The 20,633-nt window shown below is 45.3% G+C and carries 16 protein-coding genes; 6 read left to right on the forward strand and 10 right to left on the reverse strand.

Translation table 11 applies throughout. The annotated features are described in order from the left end of the window. Positions 1 to 161 precede the first annotated feature (161 nt). From QMA35_RS16925 to hmpA, 3 genes are all read right to left on the reverse strand, one after another. Positions 162 to 668 (reverse strand): hemerythrin domain-containing protein, encoded by a 507-nt coding sequence (locus tag QMA35_RS16925; RefSeq protein WP_281648333.1) that lies wholly within the window; start codon positions 666 to 668, stop codon positions 162 to 164. A 255-nt stretch (positions 669 to 923) separates the two neighbouring features. Next, on the reverse strand, positions 924 to 1,211 hold the full coding sequence (locus QMA35_RS16930; protein WP_281648334.1) for a DUF3817 domain-containing protein: 288 nt from the start codon (positions 1,209 to 1,211) through the stop codon (positions 924 to 926). A gap of 310 nt (positions 1,212 to 1,521) precedes the next feature. Then, a complete protein-coding gene (gene hmpA / locus QMA35_RS16935) occupies positions 1,522 to 2,727 on the reverse strand; it encodes an NO-inducible flavohemoprotein (protein WP_281648335.1) in 1,206 nt (401 codons plus the stop codon). A gap of 135 nt (positions 2,728 to 2,862) precedes the next feature. On the opposite strand from hmpA, the gene QMA35_RS16940 reads away from it, so the two are divergent. Beyond that, positions 2,863 to 3,306 (forward strand): Rrf2 family transcriptional regulator, encoded by a 444-nt coding sequence (locus QMA35_RS16940; RefSeq protein ID WP_281648336.1) that lies wholly within the window; start codon positions 2,863 to 2,865, stop codon positions 3,304 to 3,306. Positions 3,307 to 3,422: 116 nt separating this feature from the next. On the opposite strand, the gene QMA35_RS16945 is transcribed toward QMA35_RS16940, so the two are convergent. The 3 genes from QMA35_RS16945 to QMA35_RS16955 all read right to left on the reverse strand — a co-directional run bounded on the left by QMA35_RS16945 (position 3,423) and on the right by QMA35_RS16955 (position 9,020). Continuing rightward, positions 3,423 to 3,764 carry a hypothetical protein gene (locus QMA35_RS16945; protein WP_281648337.1) on the reverse strand — a complete coding sequence of 114 codons (342 nt, stop codon included), beginning with the start codon at positions 3,762 to 3,764 and terminating at the stop codon, positions 3,423 to 3,425. Between the two features lie 846 nt (positions 3,765 to 4,610). Next, positions 4,611 to 6,116 carry a hypothetical protein gene (locus tag QMA35_RS16950; RefSeq protein ID WP_281648338.1) on the reverse strand — a complete coding sequence of 502 codons (1,506 nt, stop codon included), beginning with the start codon at positions 6,114 to 6,116 and terminating at the stop codon, positions 4,611 to 4,613. A 453-nt stretch (positions 6,117 to 6,569) separates the two neighbouring features. Further along, complete coding sequence (locus QMA35_RS16955) at positions 6,570 to 9,020, reverse strand: alkyl sulfatase dimerization domain-containing protein (RefSeq protein ID WP_281648339.1); 2,451 nt, start codon at positions 9,018 to 9,020, stop codon at positions 6,570 to 6,572. A gap of 377 nt (positions 9,021 to 9,397) precedes the next feature. Between QMA35_RS16955 and QMA35_RS16960 the strand changes: the two genes are divergently transcribed. Both QMA35_RS16960 and QMA35_RS16965 read left to right on the forward strand, forming a co-directional pair. Further along, positions 9,398 to 9,934 (forward strand): hypothetical protein, encoded by a 537-nt coding sequence (locus tag QMA35_RS16960; RefSeq protein ID WP_281648340.1) that lies wholly within the window; start codon positions 9,398 to 9,400, stop codon positions 9,932 to 9,934. 189 nt (positions 9,935 to 10,123) lie between these two features. After that, positions 10,124 to 10,363, forward strand: coding sequence for a LysR substrate-binding domain-containing protein (locus QMA35_RS16965; RefSeq protein WP_281648341.1), 240 nt, complete (start codon positions 10,124 to 10,126; stop codon positions 10,361 to 10,363). A gap of 23 nt (positions 10,364 to 10,386) precedes the next feature. On the opposite strand, the gene QMA35_RS16970 is transcribed toward QMA35_RS16965, so the two are convergent. Genes QMA35_RS16970 through QMA35_RS16980 form a run of 3 tightly spaced genes read right to left on the reverse strand, consistent with a single transcriptional unit; the run spans position 10,387 to position 12,497 of the window. After that, the gene (locus QMA35_RS16970; RefSeq protein WP_281648342.1) at positions 10,387 to 10,974 is read right to left on the reverse strand and encodes a protein-methionine-sulfoxide reductase heme-binding subunit MsrQ; all 588 of its coding nucleotides are present in this window, start codon (positions 10,972 to 10,974) and stop codon (positions 10,387 to 10,389) included. A gap of 10 nt (positions 10,975 to 10,984) precedes the next feature. Next, positions 10,985 to 12,031 (reverse strand): protein-methionine-sulfoxide reductase catalytic subunit MsrP, encoded by a 1,047-nt coding sequence (msrP, locus tag QMA35_RS16975; protein ID WP_281648343.1) that lies wholly within the window; start codon positions 12,029 to 12,031, stop codon positions 10,985 to 10,987. Between the two features lie 55 nt (positions 12,032 to 12,086). Beyond that, on the reverse strand, positions 12,087 to 12,497 hold the full coding sequence (locus QMA35_RS16980; RefSeq protein ID WP_281648344.1) for a hypothetical protein: 411 nt from the start codon (positions 12,495 to 12,497) through the stop codon (positions 12,087 to 12,089). A gap of 851 nt (positions 12,498 to 13,348) precedes the next feature. On the opposite strand from QMA35_RS16980, the gene QMA35_RS16985 reads away from it, so the two are divergent. Together QMA35_RS16985 and QMA35_RS16990 are read left to right on the forward strand one after the other, a co-directional pair. Next, positions 13,349 to 14,464, forward strand: a complete 1,116-nt coding sequence (locus QMA35_RS16985) for an efflux RND transporter periplasmic adaptor subunit (RefSeq protein WP_281648345.1) — start codon at positions 13,349 to 13,351, stop codon at positions 14,462 to 14,464. A gap of 1 nt (position 14,465) precedes the next feature. Continuing rightward, positions 14,466 to 17,579: an efflux RND transporter permease subunit gene (locus QMA35_RS16990; protein WP_281648346.1), complete on the forward strand. Its 3,114-nt coding sequence runs from the start codon at positions 14,466 to 14,468 to the stop codon at positions 17,577 to 17,579. A gap of 57 nt (positions 17,580 to 17,636) precedes the next feature. On the opposite strand, the gene QMA35_RS16995 is transcribed toward QMA35_RS16990, so the two are convergent. Then, a complete protein-coding gene (locus tag QMA35_RS16995) occupies positions 17,637 to 17,900 on the reverse strand; it encodes a Tn3 family transposase (RefSeq protein ID WP_281648347.1) in 264 nt (87 codons plus the stop codon). A 240-nt stretch (positions 17,901 to 18,140) separates the two neighbouring features. Here QMA35_RS16995 and QMA35_RS17000 point away from each other — a divergent pair, with 240 nt between their 5' ends. Then, on the forward strand, positions 18,141 to 20,444 hold the full coding sequence (locus QMA35_RS17000) for a hypothetical protein (protein WP_281648348.1): 2,304 nt from the start codon (positions 18,141 to 18,143) through the stop codon (positions 20,442 to 20,444). Positions 20,445 to 20,633: the final 189 nt, after the last annotated feature.

Consider the following 20,633-nt stretch of genomic DNA (forward strand, 5'->3'; position numbering starts at 1 on the left):
CTATAACGATCTTGAATATCTGTATCTGAAAATTCGACAGGAGGCTCAGAAATGATCAGCCAACCTGCGAAAGAGCCAAAAATAAAGCAGCCACCATCGGCTCATTATAGAAATGGCACGATTGAACAGTATCAGTATGAGTTCGCTCAACTTACGGAAAATCAGAAATGGTGAAGGTCGTCATAAATAGGGAACAGCACCTGCTCTTCGAGATCCACGCGTTCCTTGAGTGATTTTCCAATCGCAGAAAGCTTTATCTCAAAATGTGACCAGTCTCTGTCGCACATTTCTGTGCTTTTAGTCTCCTGCAAAAATTGGGCAATCTTCTGACTCGCGTTATGCATTCGCATACTGACATTCTCAATAATCGCCTTAGACGACGGATACTCTTTTAAGCCTTTGAACAGGTTGGGGTAAAGCTTTGAGTCTTCAAGAATAAAATGATTTTTAAGCTGATTAGTAAACCGGACTAACAACTGCCCATTGTTGGCGTTGCCTTTTTTACAGCCCAGGGATAATTCAATGTAAGTCGCAAGGATTTCCCGATGTTCATGATTCAGAACCTTGGTCAGGCGCTCGTCATAGCTGGAAAAACCTGGATAAACAGATATTTGTCCTACAGGGCGAATCTTAGCCTGATCAAAATAGCACTGGTTTACACAGTTCACGTAGCAACTCCTGAGTGGGAAAAATAATAATCGTGTTTGATTTATAGTTCAGGAGAGGGGGGGGTCTACGACGATTTACTAGTAATTATGCGCAAAATAATGGCGTCGATCGCAGGTGTCAGAAGTACAGCTTTTGAAAAAGATAAATTAATAAGTAAGCGCACCCTATGTAATGGTGTTGAGTGTGAAAAAACTGTTGGCATCGAAGGGTGCCACTTTATAAATGCTCAAGGCTGGTTTGTTATATTTAAAGGCCTAAGTGGTTTGTACTTGTGGTTCCTGCGGGGATTTCCGTAGATACATCTCGACAGCAATAAAGGCGAACGGTACAAGAGCCGCCAGAAATACCATCAGCCAGATCATCACAGACCAACCCTGCTTATGTGAGGTATGCAACGACAACACCAGATAAAGAAGAAATAACACACCATGGGCAATACCCAAGGCAAATACAAAGTCACGACTGATCAAACCTGCAGTCACAGACAAAATAATCAGGTAAGAGAGACCTTCCAGTACGCTGGTGATTCTAAACAGACTCAAAGAAAATACCCTTGCAGTAGAATTATTCTATTTCATTTTTATACCGCAATTATACGGCGCTGGTTATGCAATCATACGTGTTGTCTATACAAAGGTATAGAAAGTGATCAGAGTCATGGGGAGGCTTCTTTGAGCTGGATTTCGCTTTTTCCAAAAGCCATGGTTTTTGTCCCGCGGGAGCTGCAGGATCCCAACATATCATGTATGCCCGAATCGCTTAATGGACAACCATGAAATGGAAAAGAATAGGTTGTCACTGTATATATCAAATGCAGTGACAACCTTTCCTGTCCATTTCCGAGCGGCTCAATTACAGGCTGCTGTGCGGGCCAAACACTTCATAGTGAATACGGTGTTCTTCCACCCTCCAACCTTTCAGTGTGTCATTTACAAACTGCATAAACGGAAGTGGACCACAGAAATAGAAATGTGTGTGAGGCAGGTCAATGTCTTCACGAACCTGTTCAAGGTTCATAACGCCTTCACCTGTGTGAGAAGAGGCGTCCACATCTGCATCAGTGGGCTGGTTATACCAGGTGTAACTTTTCAGGTTTTCATGCTGTGTTGCTTTCTGCTGTATATCCTCAGCCAGAGCATGATGTTCGCTATTCTCACAACCGTGCAGCCATAATATCGGCCCCTGATGTTGCTCTTGAATCAGTGTATTGAGCATTGCCATCAGAGGTGTAAACCCAACACCACCGCTTAAAAGTACGACTGGACTCTGTGATTGTGTTTCCAAGTAGAAATCTCCTGCTGGCGGCATGACTCCCAACTTGTCTCCGACCTGAACATGATCGTGCAGGTGGTTAGATACAACACCTTTTTCATCGCCATTCTCACGTTTAACACTGATGCGATAATACTGACCATTGGAGGCATCAGAGAGAGAATACTGGCGAATTTCCTGATATTTAGAGCCCACGGGTTTCACCTGAATGCCAAGGTATTGGCCAGGTTTGTAGCCAAGTATTGGCTGGCCGTCCTCAGCTTCTAAATAGAATGAAGTAATCAGTGCACTTTCTTTTTCTTTTCTGGAAACCACAAAGCTCCGAGTACCTTCCCAGCCTCCATGGCTTTGGGCCTGTTGTTCATAGAGTGTGTTTTCACGACCAATAAACACCTGTGCCAACAGCTGGTAAGCCTCAGACCAGGCCTGCAATACCTCAGGAGTTGCCGCTTCACCGGCCAGTTCACGAATAGTCTCGATCAGGTGGTGACCAACAACATCATATTGTTCAGGTTTAACCAGAAAACTGGTGTGCTTGTGGGCAATACGTTCAACCGCTGGCAGCAGTGCTTCCAGGTTTTCAATGTTACGCGCATAGGCCAGCACTGCGTCAAACAGGGCGGCGGGTTGTCCTCCAGTTCGCTGATGGCTCATATTGAACACATCCTGCAACTCTGGATGGTGGTGAAACAGGCGCTTATAAAAATGTTTGGTGAGACCGGTTTTGACTGTCTCGAGCAGCGGAATCGTGGCTTGAATCGTAGTAATGGTCTCGGACGAAAGCATAAGCATCCTGAAGTTAAAAGTTGTTCTTATAAGTTGCATTTAAAATGCATCTTTATAATGTTGTATTTTAAATACATGTTCAACCGGAATTCAGTTACAATTTTTTAAACCGTTTGTGACCGCAGAAAAAGAGTTATGCGACTCACCACTTATACCGATATTGGCCTGCGTGCTCTGCTCTATCTGGCTATTCAGCCACAGGGACATATTTCCAGAATCAGTGAAGTTACAGAGGTATACAACGTCTCTCGTAACCATATGGTTAAAGTCATCAATCAATTAACCCATGCCGGGTTAGTGCGTGGGATGCGGGGGAAGGGTGGTGGTATAACCCTGAACAGGCCTGCTGAAGAGATCTTTCTGGGAGAAACGATTCGACTACTGGAAAAGCATTTGGATGTCGTCGACTGCAGTCATGGCAACTGCATTTTAGTCGGTAACTGTTGCTTGAAAGACGCTTTCTCTGAAGCCATGGACGCCTTCTTGGCGACGTTAAACCAATACACGCTGGCAGATATGGTTGAAGATCGGCAGGGGTTAACACAGATTTTACAGATTAACGATGCTATTCCTGCCTGAGAAACTCAGGAATCTTTTTTTTATAACCGATCCCCTGAGCGCCAACGTCCTCCCAGGGGAAAATGAGCATGTAACTGTCGTTTAAGAAATATGAATTATCGGTGTCACTTACATAACTAACCAAGCTGATCAATCATTACGGCATTGCTGTAAACGAGACAATTATCAAGTTCTCGGTGACCCACCAAATGGAACTGCCCTCGTTGGTCGTCGTTTCGAATATACACTCTAATTTTGCAGTCTTTTAATGAGCCACAATCATTCGATGTGGACAGCTCCATTGTAGAAATGTCGATAGGCACATATTTCTCTGGGTTATGGTTTTCCTGTAATTCTTCTTCAGCCTGTTCCAGTAGAAGGTGATACTCATCGTTTATTTTGAAATGAATTCTTTCTATAGGTAGTGCCCGTTTCGCATGATCGTCTTTGCACCAGCCCTCGAGTGTAAAAGTATTCATGAGGAAGTTTCCTCCTTCGTTTGTATCAACGTAGGGAGTATAGAATTTTTCAGGTGTGTTGCTTTACAGCGCTACTAAAAGTTGATATTAGGCTGTAAAAATAGACGCCGGCTCATGTTTTGTACCCACTTATTTCCCTGCAGAATGTTTCTAAAAGCTTCGGAGCCGTACTGGTTCACATCATTATTTTATTTATCTAAAGCGTCCACTAAGCTCTGTTCGCACTAACTGTGGGTTAAACCAATGAGATGCCTCCTGATCTAACAAACGCTCTTCTGAGAAGATATGTGTCTTTAAAAATCGTTTCCAGCCCAGATAACGCGATAAATTTTTGTTGCCACACCTGTGAAAAAACCATTGATACAACGTTTGAGCTCACTGTGATAAGCGTTGACTGTTTGAATGTGACCAACTCTTTCAGCGTCACGTTGAGTTGGTCTGCCAGTTGCGTGAAGAGTTTATCGTTACTCACATGTTCGAGAACGGCATCGGTTACATGTTGCTGGCGGTCGCAGGCCACCATGACGGGAATTTTTCTGATTGCTCCTGACTTTTCACTGGCATTCTCCGGCGGCTTTTTCTTGCGCCTTCGGGCATGACGGTAAGGTTGTGTGCAAACATGTCAGCTGTTATGTCGCTGGCTTCATTGAGCCGTATGGCTGAGGAGTGTTAACACCAGTTCCTAACGGACTCTTTCCAACAGTGTGAAATGTCCGATTTGTAACAATAACAGTTTGACCAGCATTAATGATGTAAGTCATGTGAACTGATACAGATATGACTGCTGTTCTCCGGTGTGCAGAAGCTGTTTTGTGCACCAGAGTTAGAACTGTTCGTGCAATACCGTCAACTGTGAGGAAGGTCTGCTATTTTATCTTGCAGTCTTTCCATACGGGCAGCAACCTCCAGAAGATCACCCAGAAACCCCATTTGACGATCAAACTCGGATTCGATCTTACAGAATTTTTGATATAAAAGAGCTTTTGCTGCTCGAGCTCTCGGCTCACCAATCTGAGCAAGCCACTTTTTGAGTTCTATTTTTCCATTCATCACCGAAGGAATAACGTGCTTGAGGTTTACAGAAAGAGCTTTAGCGTCGTTTTCGCCAAGGCCATAGCTCTTTTGCAGCGATTGGCGGAACTCACTTGTATCTAAGTACCCCATGTCTTGGCTCAACACTTCAAGGCCAAGCATCCTCATGCCATAAACCATAGGATCATGGGCCCAACGCTGAACTTCGTGCTCAATATAATCATTATTGCCCTTATAACTCAGTATATGGCAGCATGTACACAGTGCTTTCATATTGGGTTCTTTGGGCTCACTTATATCATGGAGAGCTTTTATTTGCGGAACCTTTAGAAGGGTCTGCATGGCCGGAAGCTGCAGTGCGTTTTCCCGCTCCTGTGTTAGCCGTTGAGAAGAGTAATATCCCAAAATACTCCTGTCGTTATCTGTTAGAATTCCCTTCTTCGCACCTTTGCATATCTCTACTTTTGTCATGCAAAAATCTGGATTCTTGGTGGTTCTTTCTAAATAGAAACAGTTGAACAGTACTTCAATATCATCGATTACCCTTTTATCAAGCAACTCTTGTTGAGTGAGTAGTCCTATATTTTCAGGTTTATCTAAACCTGGGTAAGGGCGTAAAGCCAACCAGGCTTTGATCAGCACAGTTGAGCCTTCAACAAGAGCTTCAGATTTACCCCATTCAAAGGCCTTAAGTATTTTTTCCACGCTGTCAAAATTTGAGTTTCCTCCCGCTGTGGCAGCCCAGAACCTGGTGAATGTTAAGGCGTGATTCGGTATGCCACGCACTCTTCTCCATGCATCCACACATGTATGGAATGCAGCAGGATTAAAAGGCTGAGGAGGGGAAGCATATATAACCTGTAATTCCTCATTTGTAAGCCCATATTTTTCTTGTGCGGCCACAACTTCACGGTCGAATTTAGAAAGGTCTCCGGAAGAAGCAGGGGGCGGGTTTGCGTTGATAAGCGATTGATACGGCGCTTTTTCTTGAGAATACTCTGGAGGTGTCATATAACCTTCAGAATCCGATGAAGGCGGAACAGGTTCCGCTGAGCGCTGTGCTATTGGTTTTGCGTGAAGCCAGTAATTATCACAGCGCTCACGATATTGTGCAAAGTTCTCACCCTGCGAGTCCTGTATTTCCCCTCTCAGGTATTGAAAAAATCCTATGTTCTCTTGCTCAAACTCCTCTTTTGTAACCAGAGATCCGTTCCGTGTCATCCCTATTTTCTCAATATTTACCCCTTTGTTCCGCAGATCAGTAAAGTGAGCTTTCACATCTTCATAGTTTTTGGCTAGATAAGCAGGCCTGCTGTCCATAGCAAAGGTTCCACCATAGCTTTAAGGGATATATCGGCTATATCGGTCATTAGAGAATTATCTGTAGAGGGGGAAAATGAGGACTCCCATTGTTTGACCCTCTCAGTCTATGGGTGTCCATTTTTACTGCTTCAGATCACAGTGAGCTCAAACGTTGGATCAATGGCTTTTTCAAAGACGTAGCAACGAAATATTTATCGGGCTATCTGGGCTGGAAACGATTTTTAAAGGCACATATCTTCTCAGAAGAGAGTTTATTAGATCAGGAGGCATCTCATTGGCTTAACCCACAGTTAGTGTGAACAGAGCCTGCATGCCCGATGTTAGAAAGTCTTCTTAAGTTGGCTGACTTACAGTGGTAATCAGGTGCCAGCGAGCGGCCGCTTCTGGCCTTAGGTCTGAAACGAATGTCCAGACCTAAGGTGTATCACTTAATAGTTTCCCAACATGCAATTAGTTGATAATCATATCAACAGGCTCGTTAGGGGTGATGATATCGAACCAAAAGTAATCTGTTTGTGCTGCTGGTTCTGTAAGAATTTCAAATTGTTCGATGAACGTTTCGAATTCTCCCTGATTCTCAGCGTAGATTTGATTCTCTGAATCACCGACTTCCTCAGAGGAATTCACCCACTTGATATCATCAATAGTGATGTTTCCCACCAGAAGATCAGATAAGGTTTTCTTAGCCAAATATACATCTGCGCTATTTGGCTTTGTCATGTCAAAGCTATAATTCAACACACTATTTTTCAAGGTTATGCTGTAACCGCATTTTGGTTGATCGCGATCCTGCGGAGCACTCTGTGCATGAGTGTTGCATGATGTTGAATTATTAGGAGTGTCTGGAACTACGATATTAAAGAAGATCTCCGTATTATTAGCCTTATTTACATCCAGGCGAATAGCAAGATAATCCAGAAGCATATCAACTGACATCTGTTCGATAACATCAGGGGTTGCTAGCTGCAGAGCATTAGGTTTTTCGATATTGCCCTTATCTATGATTGCCCGCAGTTCCTGTGCACCCTGCAGATAAACTGAACGCCAGGGGCCGGATTCTGCTTGATAACCCAGTTGTTCCAGAGTGTCAGCTAAAAGGGCCTTGGCATGCTTATCAACGTTTTCCGGAAGTGGTCCGTTCGGATCATCACAGGACTCACAGTAGCTGTAATCACCATTGCCCAGATTGAATTGAACAGACTTATAAGCAAAGACAACATGCTTTAGAACTTCTGCAACCCAGCGATACTCGCCACGATCAAAGGCCTTTTTAGCCTTCTCATAGGCCTTATCTGCACCGCCCATAAAGTCCACATAACGGATAGAAGCCTGTACATCCGGCAGGTTATTCAGATCCGAAGGGTGGCCGTCATACCAGCCCATATAGTACTGATAAATAGCGCGGGTATTATGGCGCAGGGTGCCATAGTAACCCCGTGTCGCCCAATTTTGCTCCAGGGTTCCAGGCAGCTCCATCATTTCGGAGATTTCTTCACCGTTATAACCCTTGTTCATCATGCGTACAGTCTGATCATGCATGTACTTGTAAACATCGCGCTGTTTTTCCAGATATTCCTTAATGTTCGGCTGTCCCCAAACTGGCCAGTGATGGCTCTGGAACTTTACCTTTGCTTCATCGCCGTAAAGTTCAATGGTTTCATTGAGGTATTTCGCCCACAGCAGTGCATCACGTACTTTTGCGCCACGCAAAGTGAGAATGTTATGCATTGTATTGGTGGTGTTTTCTGCCATCCACAAAGCTTTCTGATCTGGCAGCCAAGTGTTCATTTCAGCAGGAGCTTCAGTGCCTGGTGTCATCTGGAACACCATGTTGACACCATCAACACTGTAAGGGCAGCGGCCTGTCTTGAGTTCAGTGCATGTGGTGCTTTCTGTCTCTTCACTAATCAGCGTTGTAGGTAGCAATAACCCGGGAACTCCTGTGGAGGTGGTCATTCCAAGACCAGCATTCACACTGCCCTTTCTATTTCTATCCAGTAGCGATCCATACATATAAACCGCACGGCGCCCCATGGCATTACCGGCAATCACATTCTCTGAAACTGCATGTTCGGTAAAACCTTCGGGAGCATAAATCTCAAATTCTTCTGATAGAACACTCTCGAGCCCTGTGATGCCACCGTAGTGATCGGAATGGCTGTGGCTATATATGATGCTAGTTACATCGTAGTTACCAAGATGTTTTGTGACTAAGTCGTAAGAGGCTTTGGCTGTTTCCGGTGAAATCAAAGGATCAAACACAATCCAGCCTTCTTCCCCTTTTACGAATGTTATATTAGAGAGGTCGTATCCACGAACCTGATAAATATCTCCCAGCTCCGGAGTTTTAGACTTGCTGTTAACATTGTGAACCTGATAAAGGCCGTAATAAACATTCAACTTGGCATTCCGCCATAAGCTGGGATTAACCGTCATCTCACTTTCTTCGTTAGGATCAGCGCCTTCACCAGGTAGTGGGTTAAATGTGAAATCGCCACTGTCTATATAGTTGTCATGGTCAGCATCGCCTCCATTTTCAGCCAGAAGAGCCATGTAATCTTTCAAGCTCCATATCGGTGCTATGTCATCCCCACAAGGGTCTGACTCGTCTGTATAATCTACATCCTTATTTCCTGGGCAAATAATAAGATCTTCCTTCGGTCGTGCAATAAACCCTGCCGTGGCATTCTTGTAGTCATCTTCTGTAAGATCACCGCCAGTAATATCCTTACTAAGTGACAGATGATCAATAACGGCAGTGTTTGATGTTGTTGTTGAAGCCGAGGCTTCTTTAGGTTCAGTGTTGGGGTCTTCTGTGAACTGATTTGTTTGGTCAGAAAACTGCGCACATCCCGCTAACAACGCTGCAGCAGTTGTTAGCGTAAATCTTTTAAATTTCATTGAATTATTCTTCCTGATTGAAAGTGTTTCCATTTTTAAATCAAGTTACAGACATTCAATGCCACTTGCACAGAAATAAGCACAAAGATGACTTGAATAGATGAAATTAAAACTAACTTGATAAGTTGAATGTTATCGGTGCAGATTTCTTTATTCAATATCAGATAAGAAATGTTTTTATTTTTTAAAGTGAAATAATGGTTTCTTATATTTATTCCCGCATGAATTTAGCAGAATGCATTTTCAGTTAATATGCACTTTCCGCAAAAATGGCATTTATTTTTTATTGTTTGAAATGGATTTGATGTTTGGTTTTTATGGTGATAAAAAACAATCCTTGGTTAGTTCTATGTAATTATCGAAAAAAAGGCTTTCAAATGAAAAAACATGCATTACTGATTGGTCTCGTTCTTTCTGCGGCAAGCTCTATTGCATCAGCTCTAGAGTGTAAGGTTTATGTCAAACACGTTAACTTCTATGAAGAAATAGGAAAAGTAGAAGGCAGAAAGACCACAGATTATTCGAATCATTGGGGGAAGATTTATAAGAAACTCGGCCCTGATTATTATGAAGAGATTGGTAAGTATGCAAGTAAAGACACCACACCGTATTCGAATCATTGGGGGAAGATTTATCAGAAACTCGGCCCTAAGTATTATGAAGATTTCGCAAAAGTAGAAGATCACCGTTTCAAAATAAAGCACGTTAATTTCTACGAAGAAGTGGGTAAGTACGAAAACGCTAAAACCACAGATTATTCGAATAAGTGGGGGAAGCTTTATAAGAAACTCGGCCCTGATTCTTATGAAAAATACAAAGAAATTGGGAAAGTCACTGATGAGTGCAGGGATGATCAATATACTTTGGGGGGAGCCGCGTATCTGTTAGGCATTATTACCCCGCAGGAACACTAATACCCATGATGGCTGTGTCTTATGAATGAAAGACACAGCCTTCACCTCGTTTAGTAACGTTCTGCGCCCAATCCTTCCGGATCTATATCTGTTTGTTTACCGGAAACGATATCAGCCAAATAGCGGCCTGACATAGTTCAACCTAATGTTCAGTGACCGTCGTTTGCATTTAAATGGCTGACACCTCGTTTGCCACAGTTCTATAAAAAGTATCCTGATATCAGTATTCAAATGTTCGCAGAAGGGGCATTGGTTGATGCCACCAGTGCAGACTTTGATCTGGCTATTGATTATGGCCAGATACTTTATAGCATTCATCATGCAGAACGTCTTATTGAAGAGCGGTTGCTTCCGGTTATGAGCCCAGTCTACCTGGAATCAATGCCGGATTTGAACTGGGAACAAGTGAATGTTTCAAAGACTGGCTGAGAGAAGAGTGTTGCTCGTCTTTCTCAGAAACGTAGAGCCTTTTTGAATCCAGGAACTCTCAAAATGAGAAGGCTCAAAATAGTCAGACCGTACACAACTGGTTCCGTATAATCACTCTTTACCAGCCACAGAAAGTGCAATACAGCCAAGCTTGCCGCAAGGTAAACCAGCTTGTGTAGTTTCACCCAGTTTTTACCCAGACGGCGCATCATAGGTTTTGTAGAAGTGATCCCAAGGGCGACAAGAATAACCACTGCCATAGCACCCACAATAATGTACGGCCTTTTATAAAGGTCTTCGAGCAGCGTTAGCCATTGCCACCCGAGCATAAATGCCAGATACGCAATCACATGCAGCAGTGCATAAAGCAGAGCAAACAGGCCAATCATTCTGCGAAAACGAATAAGCTTGTTAACGCCGGTGATTGTGCGAAGAGGTGTAATAGCTAAACCGGCACATAGAAATATCAGCGCCCATTCCCCAAGATCCCGGGTTAAGGTGTTCGCTGGGTCTGGCCCCAGTGTATTACTCAGTACGGCCTGAATCAGGAAACCCAGAGGTGCCAGACACAGGGGAAAGATCAGCAGTTTGGTTCGTGCTACCCAGTCCATTATTACTGCCTCAATAGTACTTGCTTAAATCCATGCCGCTATAGAGATGGGCCACTTCCTCTTCGTAACCATTGAACATTCTGGTTTCGATGCGGTTCGGTTCCCACAAAGTATCTGGCAGGCGTCTTTCCATGGCCTGACTCCAGCGGGGGTGATCGACATTGGGGTTCACATTGGCAAAAAAGCCATATTCACTGGGGCCTGATTTCACCCAGGTTGTTCTGGGTATGGTTTCTGTAAAACGGATTCTGACAATAGATTTGATGCTTTTAAAACCATACTTCCAAGGTACTACCAGCCTGAGGGGAGCGCCGTTCTGTGGTGGCAGGGTTTTGCCATAAAGCCCAACAGCCATAAAGGTGAGTGGGTTTATGGCTTCATCAATTCTTAAACCTTCTACATACGGGTACTCAATAGAGCTCAAACGGGAACGCTGGCCAGGCATTTGTTCCGGGTCGTAAAGAGTATGGAACTCAACATATTTCGCTTTTGAGGTTGGCTGAAAGCGTTTGAGCATGTTGGCAAGGGAGTAACCAACCCAGGGCACAACCATAGACCAGGCTTCTACGCATCTCAGGCGATAGATGCGTTCTTCCAGATCATGGGGCTTCAGAATATCTTCCAGTGTATATGTGCCTGGTTTTTCTACAGCACCTTCCACAATGACTGACCAAGGATCAGTAATCAGATCTTTTGCATGTTCTGCCGGGTCTTGTTTGCCATAACCGAACTCATAAAAGTTGTTGTAGCCGGCAACAGTGGGGTAGGGGGTAAGTGCATCTTCGGTGAGAAACTGACTTTTAGTATGCGCAGCGACCTTCTGCTGCAGCCATTGCGGAGCATTGAACTGAGGAATATTGACATCTGTGCTTGCGGGGGTGTTTTTTGCAGCAATTGTTTGAGTCAGATCATCGGAGCACCCAACCAGAGTCAGACCAAGGCCAGCCAACGCAAACTGACCACCTTTTTTCAGAAAGCGGCGGCGATCCTGGTAAACAGTTTCTGAAGTGATTTCACTGCTACGCACATCGCTGCGGTTTTTTGTTCGGATCAGCACAGAAGAACTCCTAAATATACTCTTCCTGCCTTACGTTTGATCTCTCTATGCAGATTCAGCTCTGTTCAAGTCTATTATCGAACCAACTCTTCTCTATGAATTGCTCCGCCTGATAAATGCAGCCTGTACTCTGACAATAACATTGTGCCTGAAGCTGGTAGTTCTCAGCTTCAGGAATCAAAGTAAGGCGTAACTCTGCCCCTCGGAGGAGATGTTCTGGCAGATCTGTTTCCAGATCAGATGGTCGAAGAAAACAGCCCGCAATACTAACGCCATCATCTATGGCTTTACGGGCAGCTAAGAGCCGTTCAAATGATGCAGGAACCAGAGTCATAGATAGCGATGAGGGGATGTCATCCGTTCGAGGGTCAACGGACCCATGAATACTCAGCACATTAAAAATAAACGTGTGGTAGGCGTTTTGGTGGCCATTTCGCAATATCTTCAAATCTGTTTCGATATCCATATCAACAACTCCTCTGCATCCTGCAGAATTTTCCAGTTTTACACTATTGCCAGAATGGTGATGCTACGCAAGTTTAAAATAGAAGCCAACCTGATGGCCCATAATAGCGCGGACACCCGTGTGTACCGGACTAAACCTAGTCTCATTGATAAGTTGAACGACTGTCCTTACAAACATCACACATACTTCGTCATCCTGACATAGCACATCTTGCAGAAGGTTTATTATTTATTGATCATTTTATGAGTTAACAGAAGTCAATCAATAGCTGTCGTATAGAAAAGCAACAGGCAAGAAAAAAACCCCGCAATGCGGGGCCTGGATTCTCGGAAAGGGTCTTTTGTTTTTATTATTATTCTTGTTTTTATTATACGACTGTTCTTGTTACTCGAGCCGGCCTTTATTGTTGTTATTACCGTATTCTTATTATTGTTACTGCTCGTTTGGCAAGATTCTCTTCCGGAATCTTTTGCCTGCTTACGCCCTATACATTGCAGGTGGTGTGCCAAAACACGACATCCCTTGTATATCAAGGGGTAGCGGAGAAATAGCTTGAAATCAGGAGGTTACAAAGTGTTACCCAGAAAGCATCCGCTACGTTGAAGTGTTACCACGCACGTAGCAGGTAACAGCAACCCTGTACTCAGGAGCTGGCCATTCATTTGTACAATGCCCAAGCAGGAACGGTTTGCTTTTCCCTACAATAATCGGCAAAGTCCAAGCAATAAAAAAAACAAGGTGGTTCAGGGTCTGCCAGCCACCTGAGAATCGTGAGTTGCTCAAGTCATCAGGCGGGATTTCCCATGGCAGGGTTACGCCCTTAACCAATAACAGCAAACCAGAGCCTCATTGTGAAAGCATTGGTCAATCAATTTCAGCAACGCCCTTATCTTCTGGCCCTGATTATCAGCCTGGCCTTGTTCTTTTATCTTTTAAGTGGCGAGCACATTATGGCCGGTGAAGGTGTACCTCCGGCCGAAGAACAAACGACAGCAGAAGGTTCACTTCAAGCCGGGCAGGACAAACTGGCCAGAGTCGAGTTTACTACCTATCAAGCTGAGCTTGTGGCTCGAGAGCTTGCCCTTTATGGCCGCACTTTCGCTGATCGTATGGTGACGGTGAGCAGTGAGCTGGACAGCGAGGTTATAAAAGTACTGGCCACAAAAGGCAGTCTTGTAAAAGCTGGGCAGCCTCTGGTCGCGTTAGATCGCGATGCACGGGCTGATCAATTGGCCTATGCCAAGGCTCTGGTAGCCCAGAGAACTCTGGAGTTTGAAGGCGTCCAAAAACTCAATGCCCAGGGTTTTCAGGCACGCACCCAGTTGGCTGCAGCTCAGTCAGCTTTAGCCTCAGCAAAAGCTGAGTTGAAGCGCTGGCAACTGGAGCTCGCCAACACCACAATTGAGGCTCCTTTTACCGGTAAGCTGAACCAGCGCTTTGTCGAAAAGGGTGACTTTCTGGATACAGGTCGTGCCGTGGCGGAAATAGTTGATCTCGATCCACTGGTGGTTGTCGTCTATGTCTCAGAAACAGATATAGCGGATATTGAGCTTGGCCAAAATGCTTCCATTCGTCTCTTAACAGGTGAAACACACACGGGAACAGTGCGTTATATTGCCTCTAACTCTGATCCCGCCACCAATACCTTTAATGTGGAAGTCAGCTTTGCCAATGCTGATTACCGTATACCGGCCGGCATCAGTGCAGAGGTAACTCTTGGTTTTGACCAGACTTCAGCTATCAAGGTCTCCCCTGCTCTGCTCAGCCTGAGCGAAACTGGCGAGCCGGGCATTAAGTATCTGCAAGATAATAATCAAGTACGCTTTGCCCCCATAGATATTGTCCGTACTGAGAGTGATGGTATCTGGTTAGCTGGCTTGGACGACAAAGTACGAGTGATAACCTTAGGGCAGGGCTATGTACGTGATGGCGATTTTGTAAATCCAGAACCCGCCGCGGAGCAGTAATATGGTCAATCTGATACGTGCTTCGCTGGATCACTCCAGAACCATTCTTATGGTGTTGTTGTTACTGTTGGTGTCTGGCACAGCGACTTATCTATCTATCCCCAAAGAGTCTTCACCGGATATTACGATTCCGGTGATTTACGTGTCGATGTCCCACGAAGGCATTTCTCCTGAAGATGCAGAAAGTCTGCTGGTTCGGCCCATGGAGAACGAACTGCAGGGCATCGATGGTCTGAAAGAATTGAGTTCTACATCGTCACAAGGCCATGGCTCTGTGGTGATGGAGTTTGTGGCTGGGGTTGATCCCGATAAAGCACTGAGTGATGTGCGGGACAAAGTGGATCAAGCCAAAGCCAAACTACCCGATAATACCGATGAGCCCGTCGTCAATCAGGTGACGCTGGCTCAGGAAGAACCCGTTATTAATGTGATTCTTTCCGGTGATGTCAGCCAGGTTGCACTGATCAAAGTGGGTCGTGATCTGCAGGAGCGACTGGAAGCCTTAAAGGAAGTGCTTGAGGTTGATATCGGAGGTGACAGAGAAGATGTAGCAGAGATCATTATTGATCCTCTGCGGATGGAAACCTATGGCTTGAATCAGAACGACATCTTTAATCTGGTATCCCGTAATAATCAGTTAGTCGCGGCCGGCAGGCTGGATACTGGTAAAGGCCGTTTCCCGATTAAATTACCTTCGGTGTACAAGACACCAGCCGACATTTTATCCCAGCCAATCAAGGTCAATGGTGATCGCGTGGTCACCTTTGCCGATATCGCCGATGTGCGGGTCACCTACAAGGATCCAGACAGCTATGCTCGCTTGAACGGCCGACCAAGTATCGCACTTGAGATAAAAAAACGCCCTGGAGAGAACATCTTTGAAACCATCGCCGAGGTGAAAGCGATGGTGGAACAGTTGCGTCCATTCTGGCCATCAAATCTGCAGGTCGATTATGTAGGTGATACTTCCATTGAAGTGCAGAACATGTTGAATGATCTGCAGAACAATGTGCTCACAGCGGTTCTATTGGTTGTTATTGTGGTTGTGGGTGCTCTGGGTTTACGCAGTGCCGGGTTAGTTGGTATGGCCATCCCCACATCATTCGTAACCGGTATTCTGGTGCTTGGTGTTTTGGGTTACACCGTTAATATGGTGGTGCTGTTCTCGCTGATTATGGCGGTGGGCATGCTGGTAGATGGCGCCATTGTTGTAACCGAATACGCAGACCGGAAAATGATTGAAGGTCAGCACCGGAAGCAGGCCTACAGGGAAGCAGCCCAGCGCATGGCCTGGCCCATTACTGCTTCTACAGCGACCACGCTGGCAGCGTTTGCTCCTCTGCTCTTCTGGCCAGGTATTGCCGGTGAGTTTATGAGCTATCTGCCGCTGACCATGATTGCCACTCTGACGGCATCTTTGGTGACGGCGCTGATTTTCATTCCAACTCTGGGAAGCCTGTTTGGAAAACCGCGCTTACTAACGCCGGAACAGACACAGGTTTATGAGCAGGCAGAAACCGGTGACATTCTCACTATAAAAGGTTTGAGTGGCAGTTATGTGCGCTTTCTGGCCAAAGCAGTACGTCATCCCTGGCTGGTTCTGGGATCAACGCTGGTTATTGTGGTAACCATTTTCTCAACCTTTGCCACCCATGGACCGGGCGTTGAGTTTTTCCCTGAGACCGACAACAAAAACATTATTGTAAATCTTCGGGCCCGGGGCGCGGATCTTTCTATTGAAGAGAAGAATGCACTGGTACTGAGAGCGGAAGCTCTGCTGGAAGATTTTAACGAGATTGACACGGTTTATAGCCGTGCAGGTGGTTCCACCAAAGTCGGTACCTTACGCATTACCCTGTTCGAATGGCAGTACCGCCATCATTCAGACTACGGCTCTGCCGAGATTCGTCGGCGATTGGAAACCATTCCAGGGCTTGAAGTGGAAGTGCAGGTCATGAAAGGCGGCCCCCAGAATGGCAAGCCATTGCAACTGGAGGTGGTTAGCAGCGATTTCGACAAGTTGCAGAGCGTCGTGGCCGAGATCAAAACCAGGCTGGCCAGTCACGGAGGTTTTACCAATATTAGCGACAACGGTCCGACACCAGGACTTGAGTGGCAGTTGGATGTAGACCGCACCAAAGCCGCACGATTTGGCGCAGATGTTGCCGTGGTTGGCAGTACTGTACAGCTGGTGACTAATGGATTGCGTCTGGGGGATTATCGCCCAGACGATGTAGACGAAGAAGTCGAGATTCGCGCCCGTTACCCTAAGGACCAGCGTCATATTGAACAACTCGACAGCCTGCGGGTTATGACAGCCAACGGTCTGGTGCCGGTCAGCAGCTTTGTGACAAGAACGGTACAGCCACGGGTTGGTAATATTCAGCGGGTTGATGGCCGCCGTGCCATTACTGTTGATGCCGATCTGAAAGAAGGTGTTCAGCTGGCAAGGGAACTACCGGTTCTTGCTGAAATGTTGAAAGAACTGGATCTGGAGCCGGATATTGGTTTTACCTTTAAAGGCGAACAGGAAGATCAACAGGAGAGCGGTAAGTTTCTGGTTAACGCATTTATGGTCGCACTGTTTGTCATGGCCATAATTCTGGTGACCCAGTTTAACAGCTACTACCAGATGAGCCTGATTCTCAGTGCCGTTGTATTGTCGACTGGCGGAGTGCTGTTGAGCCTGCTGATTTCAGGGCAACCCTTTGGCATTGTTATGTCTGGCGTGGGAATCATCTCTCTGGCCGGTATTGTGGTGAATAATAATATTGTATTGATCGATACCTACAATATTTTCCGGCGCAAGGGGCTGGATGCGACAGAAGCGATACTGCGAACCGGCGCTCAGCGCCTGCGTCCTGTATTGCTGACAACCATCACCACAATCCTGGGACTGATTCCGATGGTGATGAACGCCAACATCTATCTGTTTGATGGCCGTATTGAAATAGGTGCGCCTTCTACAGCTTACTGGAATCAACTGGCTACAGCGCTGGCAGGAGGCCTGGCATTTGCTACAGTGCTGACGCTGGTACTGACCCCCTGTCTGCTGGTGATGCGTTCTCAATCAGCACTGAGTAATCAGTCGACATCAGCCGCCTATTCTCACTAGGGGTTTCAGAGAAAAGTCCCATCAAAAGGAAATCTGCGCTAGATGATGAGTTGGCTGCTAAGCAGCCAACTCATCATCTAGCGCAGATTCAAACAGAGGGTCGACACCTTCCAGCATGCTTTGCAAGTTGAGAATTTCTTCCCGACTTGCAAAGATACAGTTGCCCGCAAGCTGGATATGACTCCAGGCTACAGGAGAAAGACTGGCCAAAATATCAACTACCTTTTTGTTTCCCTGCTTCTCAAGTTTTTCTACCAGCCCTGATAGAAGTGCAGAGTTATCGTAAATGATGGTGTTTGCGATCAGTCTCAAGACAGACATTATATAGATACGTAAGTCCCAAAGGTGAACTGCGTAGTTATGGAAAAGAAGAAACCAACATGGGCGTCATAACAGTAAAGAGGTTCTCTACTGCTGTTTTCCTCAATTCATTAGAGCATGTGCTCGTCCCCCTCCAGTCTTTACAACACTAGGGTTTAGTATTTCTAACAAAAAGAAAACTCCTGTATCGAGCCGCTGTCCGATAGAGACTAAGAACAGGTCAAACAGGCAGACTCACCCATGGAATTACAAGTCGATCCGAAACCACAAAAACACCATTCGAAATTAAAGGTTCCAACAGTAAAAGACAAATCATCTGACAATACCCCTAAACACCTACCAGAAAAGAGCCAGGATGTTTGGAGCCGTCCGAAGTGCTCCGAGCGTAAAGTGGAATGGGTCAAAAAGCGTCAAGAGTTGGTGCAGCCTCGTCCAGAAGAAGGTTATAAAATTCCAGAAAGCATTACCCCTGAGATTCTGGATAGGGAGTTCGATCAACTGTGTGATGAGCTGGAAGATTTCTCCCTGGAGGGATATTTTGCCTCCGAAGAGTTTGGATTAGACAGTATTGTTTTATATCAAAGGATACTGGCCGCCGAGAAAGATGATAAAGAGCGTTTATCTTTGGAAAGAGATGTTGCAGGTTTCATAAACAAGCTGACACACGCTTTTGTGTCCCCGAATAAAGATATAGCAGCCGCACATTTCACAACCTGTATGGAAGAGTTCAGGAGAGTAACCAAAGCTCTTCCAAAATCTGAATATGCCAGAAGTCTTATTAAAAAATCTGTAGACAGTCTGGCAGACCAGATGGATTTGCTAACAAAGGATGTTAGAAAACACTGCATTCGACAAACTTACCGTTATGCAGGAAAAGACAAAACCGTGGCTAAGTGTTCAACTGAGGAACAGAGAAACCAGATCCAGGCTGTACAGGATTTATTAGCGTTTGAAGAATATCAACTGGATATCAATAACATCATCAGTGAAGTGACATCCCCTTCCCAGCCTGGGGAATCTTCCGATGAGGGAGAAGGGGAAGAAGCGCTATCTGGTTCCGACAGTGTTCAAATGAGACCGGAAGCACAAAAAAAGACTCAGCAAGAGCGTGAAAGAGAAACCAGAGAAGATAAGAACTATCGAGAAGCTACTGCAGCAGTAGGTGATATTGAAAGATGCTTGAAGGAACTAGAGGAACGCCATAAGCAGGCGGAGCTTGATAAAATTTCCCCATGGCAAAAGCTTTTAGCAAGAGTGGGACAAAATGATTCAGGAGTAGAAGCAAACTCACTTCCACCCTCAACAGTTTCACTCCCCGTTGAGCCACATCCAGCCACCCCAAGCACTGAAAAAATAAAAGAAGCTTTTTTTGAACCTGTTCCGCCAGCAGTAGATCCTTCCGCACCTTTGTATCCTTCCCTGGACGATGTTGTTACAGGCGGAGCTGAAAAGCCTGATAATAAATCTCTATCACTAACTCCCGAAACTTTGCCCCCTGATCCATCCATGTTAGTTCAACCCGTAAGAACAAAGAGAATAACCAAAACGAATAAAAAATTCGGGATGATTGAACAGAGGAAGCAAGAGGTTTCCGATGCTCAGGGTGATAAAGAAAAAATGGCTGCCGTCACTGGAAAAATGGTCATTATGGCTGATGCGATGAATAAAAATGTTGTTGAAAAAACAAGAGAGATTGCAAAGAAACCACTTTCCAAAGATAAGATCATTAGTAAAACCGGACATCTTGTCGGTGTTCGAGCCATTCAGGATGAAATTGTTCCGCCAGAAACACGCCATCCTGAAGTCATGGACGTCAATGATAAAGATCCTGGAAAGCCTGCCAACATACATTGCACCTTGGTGAAACTTCTTGAGCAGCCAGTGGTAAGACGATATGATTCTCCATCAGATATATCTCCTGACCTTGCTAGAAGTTGGTCTCTTCAACAGCTGCAAAAAGCGTTTGAAAAAGAGGCTGACCGATTCAGTGAACCCCAGAGAAAGTGCATAAGAAAGCACTTGCGTACACTAAAAAGCTTTCTTGAAAACAGGAGCTACCCCTTTAGTTATTTCAGCAATATGGCTACACCAGTACAATTGCCAGAAGAGCCATTTCGCTTGATTTCGAAGAGTCTTTACGATGAGTGGATAGGGTTCCCAATGGTTTCCTATAGGGATTACGCAAAGATTCATAGCTTTGATGAACCAACGCTCTCACGTTTTCTGACTGAAATATTTTCCAAAACCACTATGGAGGTTTTGGAATCGCTGTTCCCCAATAAAGCAGGAATCAAAGGAATCGTCAAAAGAGGAGATTTATGCTCTAAGCCCCGCGACGCATTTGACGTTGGGTGTGTGACGCATACAAATGGTATACGTATAGCCATGTTGTATTCTCCCACTCAGCGCTCACACTATTTAGCGGTTCGAGAACGCGGAAGAGAAAGCGTTATCCGCTGTGAAGGGGAAAATACCAGTGAATATTTGGGAAGAAGAAGAAGCACCAATATCGCCTACGAAAATATAGGTGTATCCATGATTTGAGACAATGGGTAGTCAGCGTTGGTTATTTCGAGGAGTCAACCACTGCTTTAAGTGCCTACTTATAAAGGGAGAGTGTAAATCTAACTGTGTCTCTGCCGTTGTTAAACAAATCCAATCATGAATCTGTTCAAGGCCGGTTTCCAGTTCCTGATCGGCATAGTCCATTTCTTGGATGCATCCATGATCGCA

Origin of the sequence: Parendozoicomonas sp. Alg238-R29 (genome assembly GCF_947331445.1) — a bacterium.
In the GTDB taxonomy this organism is placed as follows: domain Bacteria; phylum Pseudomonadota; class Gammaproteobacteria; order Pseudomonadales; family Endozoicomonadaceae; genus Sansalvadorimonas.